Below are 17,683 nucleotides of genomic sequence, written 5' to 3' on the forward strand. Positions count from 1 at the left end.
CCGTCGGAAGAGATGCAACAGTACGTCCCTCGCCCCCCGTCCACCGTCGGCGACTGGAGTGATGCCCGACGGAAAATGCAGTTGCGCCGATCCCGCCCGGGGCACTCGTGGCAACGCTTCGGCCGCACTCGCCGAATGCTGATGTGGCTCGGACTGTCGATGGTGCCCGTGCTCATAGTCGGTGGGCAATATTGGGTCCAGGACGTGCATCCTGAGAGGGAGCGGCTGGCCCAGACCGTGCCCGCCGTCCACGACGTCTACGAGGCGAAGAATCTGGCCGATCAGCGCACAGCCGTGGTCGATATGGTCGGGCTGGGCAACGTCGACGCCACGGATACGGCACGGTCGCTCGGGGCCTACACCGACCTCGGGCAGGTGTGGGCAGTGGAATATGACAACAGCGGTATCGACACCAAGGTGATCAGCGACCTGATCGTCGACCATGCCGCCGCCACGGGAACCGACAACATCATCCTGTCGGGGCACAGCATGGGTGGGGTGGTCGCGCTGGAGGTGGCTCAGCACATCTACGAGGACACCGACACCGTGCTGGCAGGGGTCGTTCTCGACTGCACGCCCGTCGATCTGCACGCCGTGCGGGGAGATGCGCGCGACGCCGGGGAGGACATGCTGCGGTGGATCGGCTGGTTGCCGGGCGCGCGGGAGAGCAGGAGCCTTCGCGTGTTGGTCGAAACAGCCGCCCGCAAGGACCACTTCCTCGACAGCAACTCCTGGTACCCGCGTGTCGACCTGTCCGCGCTCGGCAGCGTCGTCGAGGAGGTCCTGCACGACAAGGTGTTCTCGGACGATGCCGCCAGCAACGGCTTGATCGAGTCCCAGTTCAAGGTGATCGTCGCCTCGGGTGCCATCGACAATCTGAAGTCGCTTGCCGTGGAGCGGGATGGGAAACCCCTGCCGGCAGTCGTTTTCGTTCGCCCGCGGGACGGTCGATTCGATCCCGTGGTCGACGTCGACTACACCCAACGCATACTCGTCGAGCAGTCCGGCGGCGTGGACGGCACGCTGCTCGTCGCGAAGCTCGACGGGATCGGGCACGCCAATCCCATCCAGCAACCTGCCGCCTACAACGCGGCCATCGAGAACCGGATCGCACCGTTCCTCCGGTCGCTCCTCCCGTCCCCACCCGTGCGTACTTATTAACCGCGGAATGTTAATAAGTACTCACAGGTGCGGAAGCGGCTTCCCAGTGCACATTGCGCGGCGACGGGTCCGAGATCGGCGGCGTGATCGACGTCGCGCAAGGTCGGTAGCAGGCGCACCGACGCGCCCGCGGCGATCAGCGCCTCGTAGGTCTGCCGTCCGGTTTCGGAACTCGACGTCGGCACCGGGAGGATCACTTCCGCGACCCCGGGGTCGGGTACGCCCAGAGCCCACCAGCCGCCGTCCTCGGCGGGCCCGAGCACGCACGTCGGTGCCTCGTCGGCAAGTAGGGCGGCCGCATCGCCGAGCAGATGCGCGGTGACCTGCGGCGTGTCCATCCCGATCTGCAGAACCGGTGATTTGGTCATCGTGAAGGTGTCGGCGTGGGCATTGACCAGGCGTTCTGCGAAACTGCCGCCGCGCTGTTCGAGGACGGTGACGCCCTTCAGCGCTGCCGTGATCTCTCTGCTCCGCGTCGCCCGCGCGAGATCACCGGTCAGGGCCACGACACGATGGGCGACTTCGGTCGAGGTGACCGCGTCGAGAGTGTCCAGCAGTGACGCCGCCGCCAGGTCTGCGGCCGCGGCGTTGCCGATCTCCCGGGCGAGGCGCGTCTTCGCGAACCCCGGTACCGGAGCCTTCGCGACCACGAGAACGGCCACGCCGATGCTCACCGCATCACTCTCCAGAAGTCGTGGACGGCGCGCAGCGTGCCCTGGACCGACCCCGACACCTTCGACGACCCCGCGGTGCGCGGTCGGTAGGTGATGTCACATTCGGTGATCCGCCAGTGCGCGCGGCCGGCGAGAATGAGGAGCTGCAGTGGGTAACCCGAACGGCGGTCGCCGACACCGAGGTCGAGAAGGGCTTGCCGCCGTACGGCTCTCATCGCACCCAGGTCGTGGATGGGGATATCGTAGCGGCGTCGGAGGCGGGCAGCGACGACTGCGTTGCCGATCCGGCTGTGCAGTGGCCAGGTGCCGCGTTCGACCGGGCGGCGGCGGCCGACGGCGAGATCCGCACCGGATTCCACGGCCGCGACGAGTGTGGGGAGTTCGCGGGGGTCCATCGAACCGTCGCCGTCGAGCACACACACCACCGGCGTCCGTGCGGCCTCCACGCCCGCGTGGACGGCGCTGCCGTACCCGGGCCTGGTTTCTGCGACGACGGACGCACCGTGCGCCCGGGCGACGTCAGCGGTTCCGTCGGTGGAATTGTTGTCCACCACAAGTACTCGGTAACCCGGTGGGATCGCGGCGAGTACGCCCGGCAACGATCCCGCCTCGTTCATGCAGGGAATCACCACGGTGACGTCCGCGGGAGAGATGGTGTCGCCCTCAAACATGGGGAGAACCCGCCGACCGGGCGTTGCGCAGCGGTGCGTGGGCGAAGGCGGTGAGTCCGTCGTGAGGCCGGATCCGGGCTCGGAACCCCAGCACCCGCTCGGCTCCTCGCGGATCGGCCACGATGTGCCGGACGTCCCCGGGGCGATACTTCCCGGTGACGACAGGCTCGGGCCCGCCGCAGGAACGAGCCAGTGTCGTGGCCACCTCACCGACCGTGATCGGCTGACCCGAACACACGTTGAACGCCGCAAATTCCGGTAACTCCGCGTCGAGTGCCGCGATGTTCGCCGCCGCGACATCCCGGACGTGGACGAAGTCCCGTGTCTGCCGTCCGTCCTCGAACACCCGAGGTGGCTCGCCGGCGTCGAGAGACGACCGGAACATCGCCGCGACACCGGAATACGGCGTGTCGCGAGGCATTCCGTCGCCGTACACGTTGTGGTAGCGCAGCGCGGTGACGGATCCGCCCGTGGCCAGCGACCAGGCGAGTGCGTAATTCTCCTGGGCCACCTTGCCTGCGGCATAGAAGCTACGCGGACGCAGTGGCGCATCCTCGTCCACGAGGGCCCACTCGAGCGGCTCCCCGGTGTCGGGATCGACGTGGTCGAACACTCCCGCGTCGAGATCGGTCCTACGGCGTGGTGCCGGTTCGACATCCTCGCCGCGCCGGTTGCGATAGCGCCCGACGCCGTACACCACCATCGACGACGCGAGCACCATTCGGGTACACCTGGTTTCGTACATTGCGGCCAGGAGTACTGCCGTTCCGAAGTCGTTGTGACTGGCGTATGTGGGGGCGTCGCTCGCATCCACTCCTGCCCCCACGACAGCGGCCTGGTGGCACACCACGTCGATGCCGTTCAGCAGTCGGGTGATGGCTTCGTGGTCGCGGACATCGATGTGCCGAACACCGTCCGGAATGTCTGCGTCGGCGCCGTGCGCGGACGGCAGCAGTGCGTCCACCGCCACGACCTCGTGTCCCGCATCCTGCAGAGCCGTGGAGACGTGGCTACCGATGAATCCTGCTGCGCCCGTGAGCAGTACTCGTCGAGAAGTCATGGCAGTTCGATCGGCAAGGTCGCGCCCTCGTGCACGCGACAGGTGTCGCACGGACCTTCCGGCGCAGCGGCGATCGCCTTGTGAACCAGTGATGTCAGGGAACCGAGGTTGCGTTCGAACTCCGCGAACACATCCACGGCGCGCACACCGTCCCCTGCATCGATCCCGGCGTCGAGGTCGGTGACCAGAGCGATGGTGGCGTAACACATCTCGAGCTCCCGGGCCAGAACGGCCTCAGGGTGTCCGGTCATGTTCACCAGTGACCAGCCCTGCCGTGCGAACCACTGGCTTTCCGCCCGGGTCGAGAAGCGTGGGCCCTCGACCACCACCAGCGCCCCACCGTCGACCGTGCCGGTCCGCAGGGCCGCCTTGCGCAGGTCGGCGCAGTACGGATCGGCGAACTGCACGTGAATGCCGCCGCCATCGAAGTACGTCTGGGTGCGGCCACTCGTGCGGTCGACCAGCTGGTCCGGGATCACCAGCGTTCCGGGACCCCAGTCTGTGAGGAGGCTCCCGGCGGCGCACGGCGCGAACACCCGCTGCACACCCAGTGTGCGCAGCGCCCACAGATTGGCGCGATACGGGATCGCGTGGGGAGCGAACTCGTGACGCCGACCGTGCCGCGGCAGGAAGGCAACCCGCCTGCCGTCCACTTCGCCTACCGTGATGGGGGCGCTCGGGCTGCCATAGGGGGTGACGAGCTCGACTTCCGCTGCTCCTTCGTCGAAAAAGGAATAGAAGCCACTACCGCCGATGACGGCAACCTCCGCACGCGGGCGTTCGGTGGAACTCATTGCGGTCATAGAGACATCCTCCGTCGTTATGCTGGGCGCGAGTGCGACTTTCGCCGAAGGAGATGACGTCATCGGACCCGAGCAGCGAGCAGCGGGACGGCGCTTCGCGTACCGGGATCTGACGGCTGCCGGGCTCGCGCTGCTTCTCGTCGCCGCGGCGTTCGTGGTCCCGCGCCTGGGCAACGAGACGATGACAGCGATTGTTCACCGGTCGGCGGAGAGCGTGCGGGACTTCGCGGACGCCGCTCCGCTGTTCGGGTTCCGCGACGTGCACGTCGGCTGGGGGACCCCGGTCGCGATCGTGGTCGCGGTGGCGGTCGCGGTGTGGGGTCCCGGCCTGGCCTCGCGGCTGTCGTGGCGGCACCTCACGCTGGGAGCGTGGCTCGTCTCCGCCGCATGGGCGATGTCGCTGGCGATGGTGGACGGCTGGCAGCGCGGGTTCGTTCGCAGATTGACGTCCGAGGACGAGTATCTGCACGAGGTTCCCCGGATCACCGACATCCCGGCGACGCTGCGCGGCTTCACCGAACGGATTCTGGACGACCAACCCGACTCGTGGACCACCCACGTGTCGGGGCATCCGCCGGGTGCGCTCCTGACGCTCGTCTGGCTCGACCGGATCGGCCTCGCCGGCGGCACCTGGGCCTCGGCGTTGTGTGTCGTGGTCGGGGCGAGCGCGGCCGCTGCCGTGATCGTCACCATCCGGGCGCTGGGCGACGAGTCGATGGCTCGGCGCGCTGCCCCGTTCCTCATGCTCGCGCCCACCGCGATCTGGGTGGCGGTATCCGCGGACGCCTTGTTCGCGGGAGTGGTGGCGTGGGGGATCGCCTTGCTCGCCCTGTCGGCCCGGCGCGCGGTCCGGTTCCCGGCCACAGCCGCGGTCGGTGGCGGTGTGCTGCTCGGATTCGGGATCTATCTCAGTTACGGGCTGGTTCTGATGGCGCTGCCCGCGGTGGCCGTCCTGGTGATCGCCCGCACGGCGAGGCCGCTGGCCGGCGCGTTGGTCGGTGCCCTTGCGGTGGCGGCAGCGTTCACTGCGTACGGCTTCTGGTGGTTCGACGGCTATGTATTGGTGCAGGAACGTTACTACCAGGGCATCGCGTCGGATCGGCCATTCCGGTACTGGGCATGGGCGAACTTCGCCTCCCTCGTGTGCGCCGTCGGAGTGGCGGTACCTGCCGCCCTCCCTCGGGTGTTCACGTGGCCGCAGCTGAAGGAGCTGTCCCCGGTCAACGTGCTGGTGGTCGCCGCCCTGCTTGCCGTGGTGATCGCGGACCTCAGCGCGCTGAGCAAAGCCGAAACCGAACGCATCTGGCTGCCGTTCGCGGTGTGGCTGCTCGCCGCCCCCGCGCTGTTGCCCCAGCGCAGTCACCGGTTTTGGCTTGCGCTACAGGCCCTCGGCGCACTGGCCGTCAATCATCTGTTCTTCACGAACTGGTGACAGCCCGTGCGTACATATCCACCGCGGAGTGTTAACAAGTGCTCACGGGTGGGCGTGACGAATCCGGTCCCGGGGCTCGTCGTAGCGGATCATCTCGAAACCGATCAGCGCGAGCAGGACCGCGGTGAGAATCCCCAGCGTCGCGAGGGCGGGAACGTGCCAGGCGAGCGGGATCAGTGCGAGCAGGATGACCGCCGCGACCACCCGGGGCACCGTCACCGACCCGGTGGCGTACGCCTTGAACCACACCAGCGCGAGCAGGTAGAGCGCGGCGCCACCGAACAGTGCGATCAGCGGCCAGCCGTACAGAGGGTCTGTCAGCCGGTGATGGTTGCCGTCGCCGACGTACGACAGGATCTTCTTCAGTCCCAGCGACAGCATGACGACGCCGATCACCATCGGAAGGTGTAGGAAGCTGTAGCAGTTGCGGGCGATCTGGATCTGACGGGCACCTGTGGCTCGTTCGAACGCGTGCTCCACGGCCAGGGACGTTACATCGAAATACGACCACCACAGCAGCCCCGACACCGCGAGGCCGAGCAGCGACGCCACGATGATGGCCCAGGAGATCGGGAGGTCCGCGACGCCGATGCCGATCGACACGATTGATTCACCCAGAGCGACGATGATGATGAGTCCGTGCCGTTCCGCGAAATGGGCGACCGATCGCAGCCGCCACCCGGTTCCCCCGATGAGGGTGCCGATGTAGTCACCGGCGAGGGCCAGGAACCACATCACTGTCTGCGCGGTCCCGGTGAGCTGCGAGGCGATCAGGAGGCATGTGGTGCCGATCAGCATGCTCGGCGTGAATCGGAGCACCTGTCCGCGGAGCTGGGGATCGTCGCGGCTGATCACCCAGAACATCAACAGATGTAAGGCCCGCACCACGAAGTAGCCGAGGGCGAAGACGACGGGGCCGTCCAGCCCACCGGCCAGATCGTCGAATGCTTCGGGGATGGTCAGCGCGGTGATGAAGACGCCACCCATCGCACCGAACATCACCACCCGTACGACCCCTTCGTCGGCACGCACGAGGTTGCAGATCCACGCGTATCCGACCCAGCTCCACCACAGAACGGCGATCACCAGCGAGCCGCGCAGCAGATTGACCCCAGTGGGGTCGTCCGCCATGAAATCGGTGACGCGAGTGATCGCGAACACGAACACGAGGTCGAAGAACAGCTCGAGCGTCGAAACCGACTCGCGCTCCTGGACGAGGCGCGGACGCAGACGATGGGCGAAGGTCACGGATGAATGGTGCCACTTCGTAGGAAAGCGCGGAAGTCGGGCTGAACCCGCTTTGTTCGTAGAAAGACGAAAGTATGTATTGATGTCGGTCGTAAGTTCCTCTACTGTCAGCGTGACACCGCTCACTCGTATGGAGGACAGGAACCATGGCTCTGACGATCGGCATCGACGTGGGTGGCACGAAAATCGCGGCCGGAGTCGTGGACGGCGACGGAGCCATCCACCGGATGGAGCGCCGGCACACCCCGTCCCACGATGCGCGGGAGGTCGAAAACGCCATCGCCGAGCTCGTCCGCGAACTGGCGGCCACGTATCCCGTGCAGGCGGTCGGTATCGGCGCGGCCGGTTTCGTGGCCGCCGACCTCAGCACCGTGCTCTTCGCCCCGAACCTCGCCTGGCGCAACGAGCCTCTGGGTGAAGTCGTCCAGGCCTCCTGCGGACTGCCGACCATCGTCGAGAACGACGCCAACGCCGCAGCCTGGGGCGAGGCGCGATTCGGGGCCGGACGCACCGGTCGCACCGTTGTCGTGCTCACGGTCGGAACCGGAATCGGCGGCGGCATCGTCGTGGACGGCGTTCTGCACCGCGGACGCTTCGGAGTGGCTGCGGAGTTCGGTCACCTCAATGTCGAACCGCACGGCCGCCGCTGCGGTTGCGGAAACAACGGATGCTGGGAGCGCTACGCCAGCGGGCGTGCGCTCGTGCGGGAGGCGCAGGACCTCGCGGTGGTCTCACCCGCATTCGCCGCGGAACTCCTGGCCCGCGCAGGTGGACGCGCCGAGGCCATCACCGGACACCACGTGACCGCCGCAGCACAGCACGGCGACGCAGCGGCGCTCGCGTGTTTTCGGGAGATCGGCTCCTGGCTGGGACACGGCATGGCGGACATCGCCGCGTTCTTCGATCCCGACCTCTTCATCATCGGCGGTGGGGTGTGTGAAGCAGGCGAACTACTTCGGGCCCCTGCTGCAGCCGCGTTCGAGAACCGCCTGACCGGACGCGCACACCGGCCTGTCGCCGAAGTCCGGCTGGCCGAACTCGGCGCGAACGTCGGCATCGTCGGCGCCGCCGACCTGGCTCGCGAGCACCTGCTCGGGCTCGCTCATGACGGCTCACAAGTATCTGGAGGAGTGCAATGTCCAATCGGCTGAGTCTTCCCGTTCCGGTCGCCGAAGTGTGGGACTGGCAACGAGATGCCGCGTGCCGCGGCTACGAATCGTCACACTTCTTCCACCCCGACCGTGAACGCGGCCGGGCACGCGAACTGCGTGATTTCCGCGCCAAACAAACCTGCCGCGGCTGTCCGGTGCTGGTCGAGTGCCGCGAGCATGCACTCAGGGTGGGTGAACCGTATGGAATCTGGGGTGGGCTCGCCGCGCACGAACGCGAAGAACTCCTCGCCAACCACCAGGGCCGGGTGGACGACGCCGTCGCAGAATCGTTCGGCCTCGATCTGGCGCGCCACGCCTGATGCCGTTCGATCTTAAGCGCCACGCCTAATGCTCTTCGGCCTCAGTTGCCGGCCGGAAGCATGAGTACCCGGCCGTTGTCGGTATCCGCGACATAGACGTCGCCACGGTTCGACACGGCGATGCCCTCGGGTTCACTGAGTCCGGTGAACGGCAGAACTTCCTGTTCGTCCGAGCCGGCCCGAAGTCGCAGCACGCGGTGGTGGTTCTGGTCGATGGCGTACACCGTCCCGTTGTCGTCGACGGCCACCCCGCCCACGCTCTGCAGGTCGGTGAGGGGCAGAAAGCTTTGCGCGCGGGTGGCCGCGTTCCACGCCAGAACCTTGTTCGGGGTGCCCACATAGAGGTCACCCTGCTTGTCGACGGCCACGGTGAACGGGCCGATCACCGTGAGCGGTACCTCGGCGGGGCTCGCCGTGACGTCGTGCAGTGACACCACCCGGTTGTTCAGCGTGTCGGCGACATACACGGTTCCGTCCGGCCCCACCGCGACGCCGAACGGCTGGTTCAGACCGGTGAACGGCAGCGGCAACGCGGTGTCGTCGTGCAGCAGTGTCACCGTGTTGGTCACCAGATCGGAGACGTACACGTCACCGGAAGCACTGACGGCGACGCCCTGCGGCACCGCGAGTCCGGTGAACGGGAGGACGGTCTGCTGTCCGGAGCCGGCGTGCACCCGCACAACCTGCTTGGCCGAGCTGTCCGCGATGTACAGGTCCCCGGCGTCGCTGACCGCGAGCCCCGCAGGACTTGCCAGGCCGGTGATCGGAAGGACCACCTGCGGGCTCGTCGGCTGTTCGTCCGGCCATGCGAAGAAGGCGACACCGGCCAGGAGCACGGCGCCGGCCAGGGCCGCGGTCACCGCCACCGGTTTGCGCCACCACGGCCGGCCCCGCGGCGCCGGGACGGTCTCGGTGAGCGTCCCGCCGCTGACATGGGTGGTTGCCGCAGGATCGACGGGCCGGGACGGGCCGGGGGCGAGGGCGGGTGCGCTGCGTGATGCGGCGTCGATCGCGTCGCTGAACTCACGGCAACTCGAATACCGGTCGTCACGGTCCTTGGCCATCGCCCGCGCGACGACATCGTCGAATCCGGCGGGCAGGTCCGGCCGCACCCTGCTCGGCTTCGGGATCGGACCGTTCAGATGACCGTGCATCACTGCGGAGGCCGTGGTGCCCGGATACGGCGGTTCGTTGGTCAGAAGGTGGAAGAACGTGCATCCCAGCGCGTAGATGTCGACCCGGTGATCGAGTCTCGCACCCTCGATCTGCTCGGGTGCGGCGTAATGCAACGTCGCGACGAGCATCCCTGTCCGGGTCAGCTGATGTGTTTCGTCCAGCGCCTTCGCGGTGCCGAAATCGGCCAGCAGGATCCGTTCGGGATCACCTTCGGCAAGCAGGATGTTGGCGGGCTTCACATCGCGATGCAAAATCCCGGCCCTGTGTGCATGGTCGAGGGCGTTCCCGGTTTCGGACACGATGCGCATCGCCCGCGCGACATCCAGTCCGCCGGACGCGAGGGCTTTCCGCGCATCGACGCCGGGAACGTACTGCATCGCGATCCACAACCGGCCACGCTCCCGGCCGCGGTCGTGAATCGTCACGATGTTCGGGTGTTCGAGTTTTGCGGCGTGGTCGGCCTCCGACTCGAAGCGTGAGCGAACGTACTCGTCGCTCGCCCACACCGAGTCCAACAATTTGAGGGCGACCTTGCGTGGCAGGTTCGGATGCTGAGCGAGGTATACGGTGCCCATGCCGCCTCGTCCCAGAACCCGTTCGATCACGTAGCCGGCAAATACCGTGCCCGGTTCGAACTCGCCACTCACATCGGCTTCACCGCCTCCCGGGTCCCTCCACCCATTGAACCCCGACCCCGGGTCAGTCCGGTAGCCGCCGCATCTCGATGACGGTCAATCCCAGCGCGTCGAAACGGGCCAGCATCCCCCGCAGGTCCGTCGGGCTGTCGACCCGGCCGTACAGCGTGGTGTCACCGGTTGTCACACCCGATACGTCCAACTCCGGGAAAGCCGCGATGACCCGCTCGGACAAGGTGCCGCTGATCAGGAAGGCGTACCTGACGTTGTCGGGCCAGGTCGATTGCTCCACGGCGGCTCCTTCATTCGCGGATGGGCAGTCCTTCGACAACCGGTCAGCCAGTGAATCAAGGGTGACTCGAAAGACAGCGACGCGCCTCACCCGCAAGTGGTGAATCGCGCTCAGAGCAAGCCGGCCTGTTGCGCTGCCGCGATGGCGTCACGTCGCGAGGTGACCCCGAATTTGCGGTAGATCCCGCGCAGGTGTGTCTTCACGGTGTTCACGGACACGCACAGGTCGGTGGCGATCTGCTCCGCCGTGCGCCACGACGGAAGCTCCACGAGCAGTTCCAGTTCGCGGGGAGTCAGCATGTCGGACGCCGCGGTTCCGGACCGTGGAAACGACGCGCGTAGCCGCTCCGCGAAAGTCTCGAGCACCCCGAACCGCCCGGTGCTCCGGATCAGTAATTCTCGGATCTGTGGTCCGCAGTCGTGGAACGGACGCAGCACCGAATCGGGCTCGGCCAGGCGGAGCGCCTCGGTGAGGGCACTGTGCGCCCGCGAATCATGCTTGCGGGCAAGCGCTATTGCCGTGTCGACCAGCCACGCCGCAATCAGATTGGTGCCCGCCGCGCACACCACTGTGCCGTCCAGCACGGGTTGCAGGGTTTTGCGGGCCTGATCGAGACGGTGGGAGTGGACATGAACGATGGCGTCGAGGACCGCCGTGTCACCGGTCGATCCGATCAGGGTCCGCGCGTCCGCCGCGAGCTCGTGTGCCCACCCGACCTCGCCGGCGGTGAGGTACGCGTACTGGAACGCCGGCAGCAACACCGCCCGGATACCCGGCGGCACGGGGATCGACGACGAGACAGGGCTGTGCGCATGGAGCGTGGTCACCGCACTGTGTCGATGGTCCGACCCGTCCAGTCCGAACAACACCGCGGCGCCGTCCGCGAACGTTGCGGTTCCGGCGTTCTCGCGGTGCAGAACTACGGCCGATTCGGCGGCGATCCGCGCGGCGTCGTCGTCGAGACGGACATAACGGCACCATGAATCGACCAATCGCACCAGGTGGAACGTCGGATTGTCTGTGGCGGACTGCTCCGCTCCGATTCTGAGCGACTCGCTCACGAGGGCGGCGGCACGAACTACCTCACCTCTCGACATGGCGAGGGCCGCGAGAGAGCCGAGGCAGTACATGACGGTGAGCGACGCATCGGCGAGGCGGGCATGAGCCAGCGCCTTCCCGAGCACGTGCTCCGACTCCTCGGTTCGGCCGAGGAACAGTAGCGCCCTGCCTTCCTGAAGAAGTACGAACGCGTCCAGTTCTGATTCGCCGGTCGATTCCGGTCCCACCGACCGCAGCCGGGTCAGCGCGTCGTCGATGTCGCCGGTCTGAACGGCGGTCTGCACGCGGAGCGACTCCCGAAGCAGCAGGTGCCGTCGCGGATCCGTTTTGTCAATCACCGCCTCTGTCCGTGTGCGGTCGAGAACGTCGAGCGTGGACCGCGCCACGGGAACGTTGCCCGCGGCCAGCGCCGCCGCCGCGCGGATCAAGCGCGCCGACGGATGCTCCTGGGTGGTTCGCGGCGCCCGCGTGAGGAGACGATCGACCGCCTCACCGTGACCCCCGACGATCAGCGACAGCGACGTCCGGGAGAGCAGCGCGACAATCGCATCGTGGTCGCCCGAGTTGACCGCATGTTCGAGCGCCACCAGCGCATCCCCGAACTCCGCGTGCCAGTGCGCGGCGGTGAGTTCGAGATGCTCCACCTCGACGTGTCCGACGCGGCTGATCTCCGCCCGCAGATAGCTACGCAGCAGCGGGTGGTACCGATACTCCGTCGGGGAGCCGTCGATTCGGTTGATCAGAAAGTTGTGGTGTTCGAGCCAATCCACCTTGTCGTGCGCGTCGGTGCAGCCGGTGAGGATCTCCGCGAAGTGGGTTGTGAACGATGCGGGCACGGAGGTGCGGAGAAGGAAGTCGCGCATCTCGTCGGTCTGGCCGGCGAGAACTTCCTCGATGAGATAGTCGGCGACCGCTCGTCGATTACCGGAGAACTCGGCGATCAACCGACTGGGATCGGAATGACCTTCCAAAGACATTCCTGCTAAACGGATTCCGGCTGCCCAACCCTCGGTGCGCTCCATCAGGGCGTCGAGGTCGCCGGGATCGAGCCGCACATCGTGCTCGGTGAGCATCGCGGCAGCCTCCTCGGCGGTGAAGGCGAGATCGCGTGCCGTGACGGTGAAAAGCTTGCCGTCCAGCCGAAGTCGCTGCAACGCGAGTGGGGGCTCGAATCGTCCGCAAATGATTGTCCGGAGCATCGGCGGTTGCCAACGCATGAACGACTCGAGGTCGTTCAGTATGTCGGTGTCGAGGAGCAGATGAGCGTCGTCGATCACCATCCAAAGGTTCTCCCCGAGTTCACCGAGATCCGCGGACATGTGCGCACCGAGGTCGGATGAATCGGGGTCGAGGCGGTCACACAACGCGCGCAGCCGAGGATTTCCGGTTTCGTTCAGTGCCCGCAGAATGGCGCGGTGGATGACGCCGATGTCGTTGTAGCGTTCTTCGATCGTGATCCAGGCGATGGTCGGGGAATCCACGCCCGCCAGAACTTCGGATGCCCAGTCGGCGGCCAGTCGGGTCTTGCCCGATCCGGCGGGCGCACACACGAGGACGACGGGATAGGGGTGAACTTCGCTGGTCAGGGCATCTGTTAGGAGGTTGTGCAATCTGGTGCGGGTGACCGTTCGGCCCACCGCACCCGAAGGTATTCGGATGCTCGAATGGAACTCGCCGAAATGTACTGCCGTCACGCCGACCCCCAATTCTCGCTGCACCGAGAAACGATCTTCGACAAACGCCAATCTCCGACGCCGTGGGCCGGTGTGGTGATTTTAGCGAGAAAGCGCTGTTCGTGTGGGTGAACGGCAGGGCCTGAAAGGCCTGTTCGAGCCTATTTCTTCTCGTGGCGCGGTGGGTCGGGGGATGCGGCCGGTTCCAGAGGCGGGGGAGCGTCGCTGAGAATTGTGTTCACCCACCTCGTGGACGGGTCGATATCGATCAGAAGCGCCTTCGCCATCAGTGTCAGCGGAATCGCGAGAATCGCGCCGAGGGGACCGAGTATCCACGTCCAGAAGACCAGCGACAGGAAGGTGAAGGTCACCGACAGGCCGACCGCGTCGCCGACGAACTTCGGTTGGATCACCGACTGGATGATGACGTTGATGACGCTGTACACGACGATGACCGTCAGCATCAGTCCTGGACCGCCCTCGAGCAACGCGAGCAGAGCCGGTGGAACGAGCCCGAGGACGAAGCCGACGTTCGGGACGTAGTTGGTGATGAACGACAGCAGTCCCCACAGGATCGGCAGCGGAATCCCCAACGCCCACAGCGCCGCGGTGTCGATGACCGCGACGATCAATCCGAACACCGTGGACACGATCAGATACTTGCGCGTACCGGCCGAGAAGGCGGTGAGGGCGGTGGCGATGTCGGGGCGCATCTGCGTGACGATGGACATCCGCGAACCGTAGGAGCTGCCGTCGACGGCCATGAACAGCAGGAGTGCGAGGACGAACAGCAGGTTCGAGAAGATACCCAGCATTGCCTGCAGAATCCCCTCGACCAGTCCGAAGACGTTGCCGTAATCCACCTGGGACAGCAGCGTCTGGGCGTCGGTGGAGTTCACCCCGTTGCTGTTCAGGAAACTCTGGGCGTCATCGATCAGGTTCGTGAAGTCGTCCGCGTATTCCGGTAGGAGCGTGGCGAGTTGCGCGACGGACAAGGCCAACGACAGCACGAGGACGAGAAGAATGCTGTTGACCACCACGATCGCCGCGATTGTCGCGAGCCAACCCGGGACACCTTTTCTGTAGAGCCATTCGGGCAGCGGGTGGACTGCGACGGTCAGCATGAGAGCGAGGAAGATGGGGCCGACAATCGACGCAGCTACCTGGATCCCCGCCACGGTGACGACGAGCGCGGCCAGCCCGAGAATGACGATCAGGCCACGCGGCATCGACCATTGGGTGTCGGCCGGTTTACCGGACCGGTCCTGAGGTTCTGTCATCGCGTGTCCCCTTCGCAAAGGTTCGGCCGCATCGACTCTCGCATTCGGTGCGCCGACGCACATCATCCGTTGCAGATGAGGATCACCCGGCGCGGATGATGTCCACGGCCGAACGAGGCCGGACCATTCAACTGTTCGCAAATACACTTTCGAGAAGGGCATGGACATGACGACCAATCCCGAGTCCAGAACGAACAGCCCTGTAAAGCAGGGTTTTGCAGCAGGAACGTCTCTGGCAGCGGCGATTCTGCTGCTGACAGTCGGCGTGATTTCGTTCTTCCAGGGAATTGCCGCAGTCGCTTCCGACGACCTGCTGGTCATCGGCGTCGAATACACCTATCAGTTCGACACCACCACGTGGGGGTGGATTCACATCGTGCTGGGCGTCGTGCTGATCGCCAGTGCCGTAGGTCTGATGACGGGCGCTACCTGGGCACGAATCGTGGCCGTCTGTATTGCTGCACTGTCCATCCTCGCGAACTTCCTGTGGCTTCCCTACTACCCGCTGTGGTCGATTCTCATCATCGCCCTCGACGTGGTCGTGATCTGGGCAGTCACCACCTGGGACACCAGCAAGTACGACACCACCACGTACTAGGACGAGGGAGTGGTGAGTCCCCCGGGCGCTCCGCGCCCGTGAGTGGTTAACGAGTGCAGGGACTCGTTAACCACTCACGGGTGGCGGAGCCGCCGGTACTGTTCGGGCCGAGGGGGGCTTTTGAAGAGAATTGCCGGGGTGCTCCTGTGCGCCGTCATCACGTCCGGGTGTGCGCACAACGTGTCGGGGACTGCGGGGGCGTCTCCGCTGGACGAGTTGAGTCCAGGGCAGCAACGTCACATCGACGTAGAGGACGCCCTACGCGCTGCCGATCCGTGCGGACTTCTGGACGAGGCCGTGGTGCGGCAGTTCGGGACGGTTCAGCAATTCGGATCCGCTGTGCAGTTGCCGGTGTGTTCGGCGCTGATTGCCCGGCCCGGCGGCGCGACGACCTACGTGGACGTGTCTCTGCTGCCATCGATGCTGTCGGACTCAGCGCTGACCCGGCCGGACACGGTCGACGGGGTCACTGTCTACCGCGGTCCGGGCGCGGACCTCGCGCGCGGGACGTGTGAACGCGTCTTCCAGCTGAACCTCGGAACACTGGGGGAACGCGCGAACCCCCAGTTCGCGACCGTCCGCGTCGGAACCGTCGCCGGGGAGGACGCCTGCCCGCTGGCCGACGTGGTGCTGGACTCCGCGATCGACAGCATGCGGTCGGGACTGCCCGCCCGTGACGCCGCGGCCCGGAATCAAGTGGCACTCGCGGTCCACGACCCGTGCGAAGTCCTCGACGTGCTGGGCAACGCCGGCGGACGCGTCGTCGATCCGGACGCACCGCCGACACCGTTCGACTGCGTCCTGTTTCCGGACCCGAATCGGGTGCCCGGAAGTGAGGTGACCGTGTCGTTCACCGTGTCGCCGGTCAAGGAAAACCGACCACTCGTTCCCACCGGACCGGAGACGATCGGCGACCGGTGCCGTTGGACGAGCCCGATGGGTGAGCCGATCGACATCACGCGACCCGGAGCCGAGGTCGACCAGTTCACCCGCAGGCTCGGTTCCGCTGGTGCAGTCGTCACTGTTCACGGGCCGAACTGCACCGCAGTCGCCAGGGTCGCGGAGGCCGCGACCACGGTGTTCGGATAGACGGCCTGACGGACTCACCCGGGATCACATTGGACTGCGCCGGTAAGCTCGACAGCTGGACCAGTACAGATTCTTCGACCTGGAGGTAGAAACGCGTGGCTCTCGTCGTCCAGAAGTACGGCGGATCCTCGGTGGCAACCGCCGAGCGAATCCGACGAGTGGCTGAACGGATCGTCGAGACCAAGAAGGCCGGCAACGATGTCGTCGTCGTGGTTTCAGCGATGGGGGACACCACCGATGAGCTGCTCGATCTGGCTCAGCAGGTGTGCCCTGCCCCACCCGCCCGCGAAATGGACATGCTGCTGACCTCAGGTGAGCGCATCTCCAACTCTCTCGTCGCGATGGCGATCCATTCGCTCGGTGCCGAAGCCCGTTCGTTCACGGGCTCGCAGGCAGGTGTCATCACCACCGGTGCGCACGGCAACGCCAAAATCATCGACGTCACACCCGGTCGCGTTCGCGACGCGCTCGACGAGGGTTCGATCGTCCTCGTCGCCGGATTCCAGGGCGTCAGCCAGGACAGCAAGGATGTGACGACGCTCGGACGCGGCGGTTCCGACACCACCGCCGTGGCTCTCGCGGCTGCCTTGAAGGCGGACGTCTGCGAGATCTACACCGACGTCGACGGCATCTTCAGCGCGGACCCGCGCATCGTTCCCGACGCGCAGCGTCTCGAGACGGTGTCGTTCGAGGAGATGCTCGAACTCGCGGCGTGCGGCGCAAAGGTGCTGATGCTGCGCTGCGTCGAGTACGCCCGCCGTTACAACGTGCCTGTGCACGTCCGCTCGTCATACACGACCAAGCCGGGCACCATCGTGTCCGGATCGATGGAGGACATCCCCGTGGAAGAAGCAATTCTCACCGGAGTCGCGCACGACCGCAGCGAGTCCAAGGTCACCGTCGTCGGCCTCCCCGACACCCCGGGTTATGCCGCGCAGATCTTCCGGGCGGTCGCCGACGCGGAGATCAACATCGACATGGTGCTGCAGAACATTTCCAAGGTCGAGACCGGGAAGACGGACATCACGTTCACCCTGCCGACGGCCGACGGGCCGCGGGCCGTCGAGAAGCTGTCCAAGCTGCAGGGCGAGGTTGGTTTCACCCAGATCGTCTTCGACGATCACATCGGCAAGGTGTCCCTGGTCGGAGCCGGCATGAAGAGCCACCCCGGCGTCACCGCCACCTTCTGTGAGGCGCTCGCCGAGGCCGGGATCAACATCGACCTCATCTCCACGTCCGAAATTCGCATCTCGGTGCTCGTCAAGGACACCGATCTGGACAAGGCTGTGAAGGCGATCCACGACGCATTCGAACTCGGTGGCGACGAAGAAGCTGTCGTGCACGCAGGAACGGGACGGTAA

Annotated in this window: 16 protein-coding genes; 7 read left to right on the forward strand and 9 right to left on the reverse strand. The window is 66.1% G+C overall.

Translation table 11 applies throughout. The features are described 5' to 3' along the window. Window positions 1-12 precede the first annotated feature (12 nt). The gene (locus CBI38_RS03105; protein ID WP_109326297.1) at window positions 13-1,161 is read left to right on the forward strand and encodes an alpha/beta fold hydrolase; all 1,149 of its coding nucleotides are present in this window, start codon (window positions 13-15) and stop codon (window positions 1,159-1,161) included. Here the strand turns inward: CBI38_RS03105 and CBI38_RS03110 are convergent. From CBI38_RS03110 to CBI38_RS03125, 4 genes are read right to left on the reverse strand one after another with little or no spacing between them, the layout of a single operon-like run. Next, window positions 1,158-1,835 carry a TIGR04282 family arsenosugar biosynthesis glycosyltransferase gene (locus CBI38_RS03110; protein ID WP_109326298.1) on the reverse strand — a complete coding sequence of 226 codons (678 nt, stop codon included), beginning with the start codon at window positions 1,833-1,835 and terminating at the stop codon, window positions 1,158-1,160. The two genes, CBI38_RS03105 and CBI38_RS03110, sit on opposite strands and share 4 nt — an antisense overlap. Further along, on the reverse strand, window positions 1,832-2,506 hold the full coding sequence (locus CBI38_RS03115; protein WP_109326299.1) for a glycosyltransferase family 2 protein: 675 nt from the start codon (window positions 2,504-2,506) through the stop codon (window positions 1,832-1,834). The genes CBI38_RS03110 and CBI38_RS03115 overlap by 4 nt, the downstream gene beginning before the upstream one ends. After that, window positions 2,499-3,566, reverse strand: a complete 1,068-nt coding sequence (locus CBI38_RS03120) for an NAD-dependent epimerase/dehydratase family protein (protein WP_109326300.1) — start codon at window positions 3,564-3,566, stop codon at window positions 2,499-2,501. The genes CBI38_RS03115 and CBI38_RS03120 overlap by 8 nt, the downstream gene beginning before the upstream one ends. Then, complete coding sequence (locus tag CBI38_RS03125) at window positions 3,563-4,369, reverse strand: S-methyl-5'-thioadenosine phosphorylase (RefSeq protein WP_109326301.1); 807 nt, start codon at window positions 4,367-4,369, stop codon at window positions 3,563-3,565. The genes CBI38_RS03120 and CBI38_RS03125 overlap by 4 nt, the downstream gene beginning before the upstream one ends. A gap of 19 nt (window positions 4,370-4,388) precedes the next feature. Between CBI38_RS03125 and CBI38_RS03130 the strand changes: the two genes are divergently transcribed. Next, window positions 4,389-5,801, forward strand: coding sequence for a hypothetical protein (locus tag CBI38_RS03130; protein WP_109326302.1), 1,413 nt, complete (start codon window positions 4,389-4,391; stop codon window positions 5,799-5,801). Window positions 5,802-5,843: 42 nt separating this feature from the next. Here the strand turns inward: CBI38_RS03130 and CBI38_RS03135 are convergent, their stop codons facing one another. Next, the gene (locus CBI38_RS03135; RefSeq protein WP_109326303.1) at window positions 5,844-7,049 is read right to left on the reverse strand and encodes a low temperature requirement protein A; all 1,206 of its coding nucleotides are present in this window, start codon (window positions 7,047-7,049) and stop codon (window positions 5,844-5,846) included. Window positions 7,050-7,195: 146 nt separating this feature from the next. On the opposite strand from CBI38_RS03135, the gene CBI38_RS03140 reads away from it, so the two are divergent. Together CBI38_RS03140 and CBI38_RS03145 are read left to right on the forward strand one after the other, a co-directional pair. Then, window positions 7,196-8,200: an ROK family glucokinase gene (locus CBI38_RS03140; protein ID WP_109326304.1), complete on the forward strand. Its 1,005-nt coding sequence runs from the start codon at window positions 7,196-7,198 to the stop codon at window positions 8,198-8,200. After that, complete coding sequence (locus CBI38_RS03145; protein WP_109326306.1) at window positions 8,185-8,520, forward strand: WhiB family transcriptional regulator; 336 nt, start codon at window positions 8,185-8,187, stop codon at window positions 8,518-8,520. Before CBI38_RS03140 ends, CBI38_RS03145 begins: the two co-directional genes overlap by 16 nt. Window positions 8,521-8,561: 41 nt before the next feature. Here CBI38_RS03145 and CBI38_RS03150 read toward each other — a convergent pair whose 3' ends face one another. The 4 genes from CBI38_RS03150 to CBI38_RS03165 form a co-directional block, all read right to left on the reverse strand. Then, a complete protein-coding gene (locus CBI38_RS03150; RefSeq protein WP_109326307.1) occupies window positions 8,562-10,343 on the reverse strand; it encodes a serine/threonine-protein kinase PknD in 1,782 nt (593 codons plus the stop codon). A gap of 52 nt (window positions 10,344-10,395) precedes the next feature. Then, window positions 10,396-10,623: a hypothetical protein gene (locus CBI38_RS03155; protein WP_109326312.1), complete on the reverse strand. Its 228-nt coding sequence runs from the start codon at window positions 10,621-10,623 to the stop codon at window positions 10,396-10,398. 110 nt (window positions 10,624-10,733) lie between these two features. Then, window positions 10,734-13,376: a winged helix-turn-helix domain-containing protein gene (locus CBI38_RS03160; RefSeq protein ID WP_109334823.1), complete on the reverse strand. Its 2,643-nt coding sequence runs from the start codon at window positions 13,374-13,376 to the stop codon at window positions 10,734-10,736. A gap of 140 nt (window positions 13,377-13,516) precedes the next feature. Then, on the reverse strand, window positions 13,517-14,635 hold the full coding sequence (locus CBI38_RS03165; RefSeq protein ID WP_109326313.1) for an AI-2E family transporter: 1,119 nt from the start codon (window positions 14,633-14,635) through the stop codon (window positions 13,517-13,519). Window positions 14,636-14,795: 160 nt separating this feature from the next. Between CBI38_RS03165 and CBI38_RS03170 the strand changes: the two genes are divergently transcribed. The 3 genes from CBI38_RS03170 (at window position 14,796) to CBI38_RS03180 (ending at window position 17,683) form a co-directional block, all read left to right on the forward strand. Further along, window positions 14,796-15,233, forward strand: a complete 438-nt coding sequence (locus CBI38_RS03170) for a DUF7144 family membrane protein (protein ID WP_109326314.1) — start codon at window positions 14,796-14,798, stop codon at window positions 15,231-15,233. A 120-nt stretch (window positions 15,234-15,353) separates the two neighbouring features. Continuing rightward, window positions 15,354-16,322, forward strand: coding sequence for a hypothetical protein (locus CBI38_RS03175; protein WP_109326322.1), 969 nt, complete (start codon window positions 15,354-15,356; stop codon window positions 16,320-16,322). Between the two features lie 95 nt (window positions 16,323-16,417). Further along, complete coding sequence (locus CBI38_RS03180) at window positions 16,418-17,683, forward strand: aspartate kinase (protein ID WP_109326323.1); 1,266 nt, start codon at window positions 16,418-16,420, stop codon at window positions 17,681-17,683.

This window comes from Rhodococcus oxybenzonivorans (genome assembly GCF_003130705.1).
GTDB classification, from domain to species: Bacteria; Actinomycetota; Actinomycetes; order Mycobacteriales; family Mycobacteriaceae; genus Rhodococcus_F; species Rhodococcus_F oxybenzonivorans.

Excerpts from the sequence above, each read along its gene's own strand:
- CBI38_RS03105 (WP_109326297.1), top strand. The coding sequence starts at position 13 with ATGCAACAGTACGTCCCTCGCCCCCCGTCCACCGTCGGCGACTGGAGT.
- CBI38_RS03120 (WP_109326300.1), bottom strand. The coding sequence starts at position 3,566 with ATGACTTCTCGACGAGTACTGCTCACGGGCGCAGCAGGATTCATCGGT.
- CBI38_RS03125 (WP_109326301.1), bottom strand. The coding sequence starts at position 4,369 with ATGACCGCAATGAGTTCCACCGAACGCCCGCGTGCGGAGGTTGCCGTC.
- CBI38_RS03145 (WP_109326306.1), top strand. The coding sequence starts at position 8,185 with ATGTCCAATCGGCTGAGTCTTCCCGTTCCGGTCGCCGAAGTGTGGGAC.
- CBI38_RS03140 (WP_109326304.1), top strand. The coding sequence starts at position 7,196 with ATGGCTCTGACGATCGGCATCGACGTGGGTGGCACGAAAATCGCGGCC.
- CBI38_RS03165 (WP_109326313.1), bottom strand. The coding sequence starts at position 14,635 with ATGACAGAACCTCAGGACCGGTCCGGTAAACCGGCCGACACCCAATGG.
- CBI38_RS03130 (WP_109326302.1), top strand. The coding sequence starts at position 4,389 with ATGCTGGGCGCGAGTGCGACTTTCGCCGAAGGAGATGACGTCATCGGA.
- CBI38_RS03170 (WP_109326314.1), top strand. The coding sequence starts at position 14,796 with ATGGACATGACGACCAATCCCGAGTCCAGAACGAACAGCCCTGTAAAG.
- CBI38_RS03115 (WP_109326299.1), bottom strand. The coding sequence starts at position 2,506 with ATGTTTGAGGGCGACACCATCTCTCCCGCGGACGTCACCGTGGTGATT.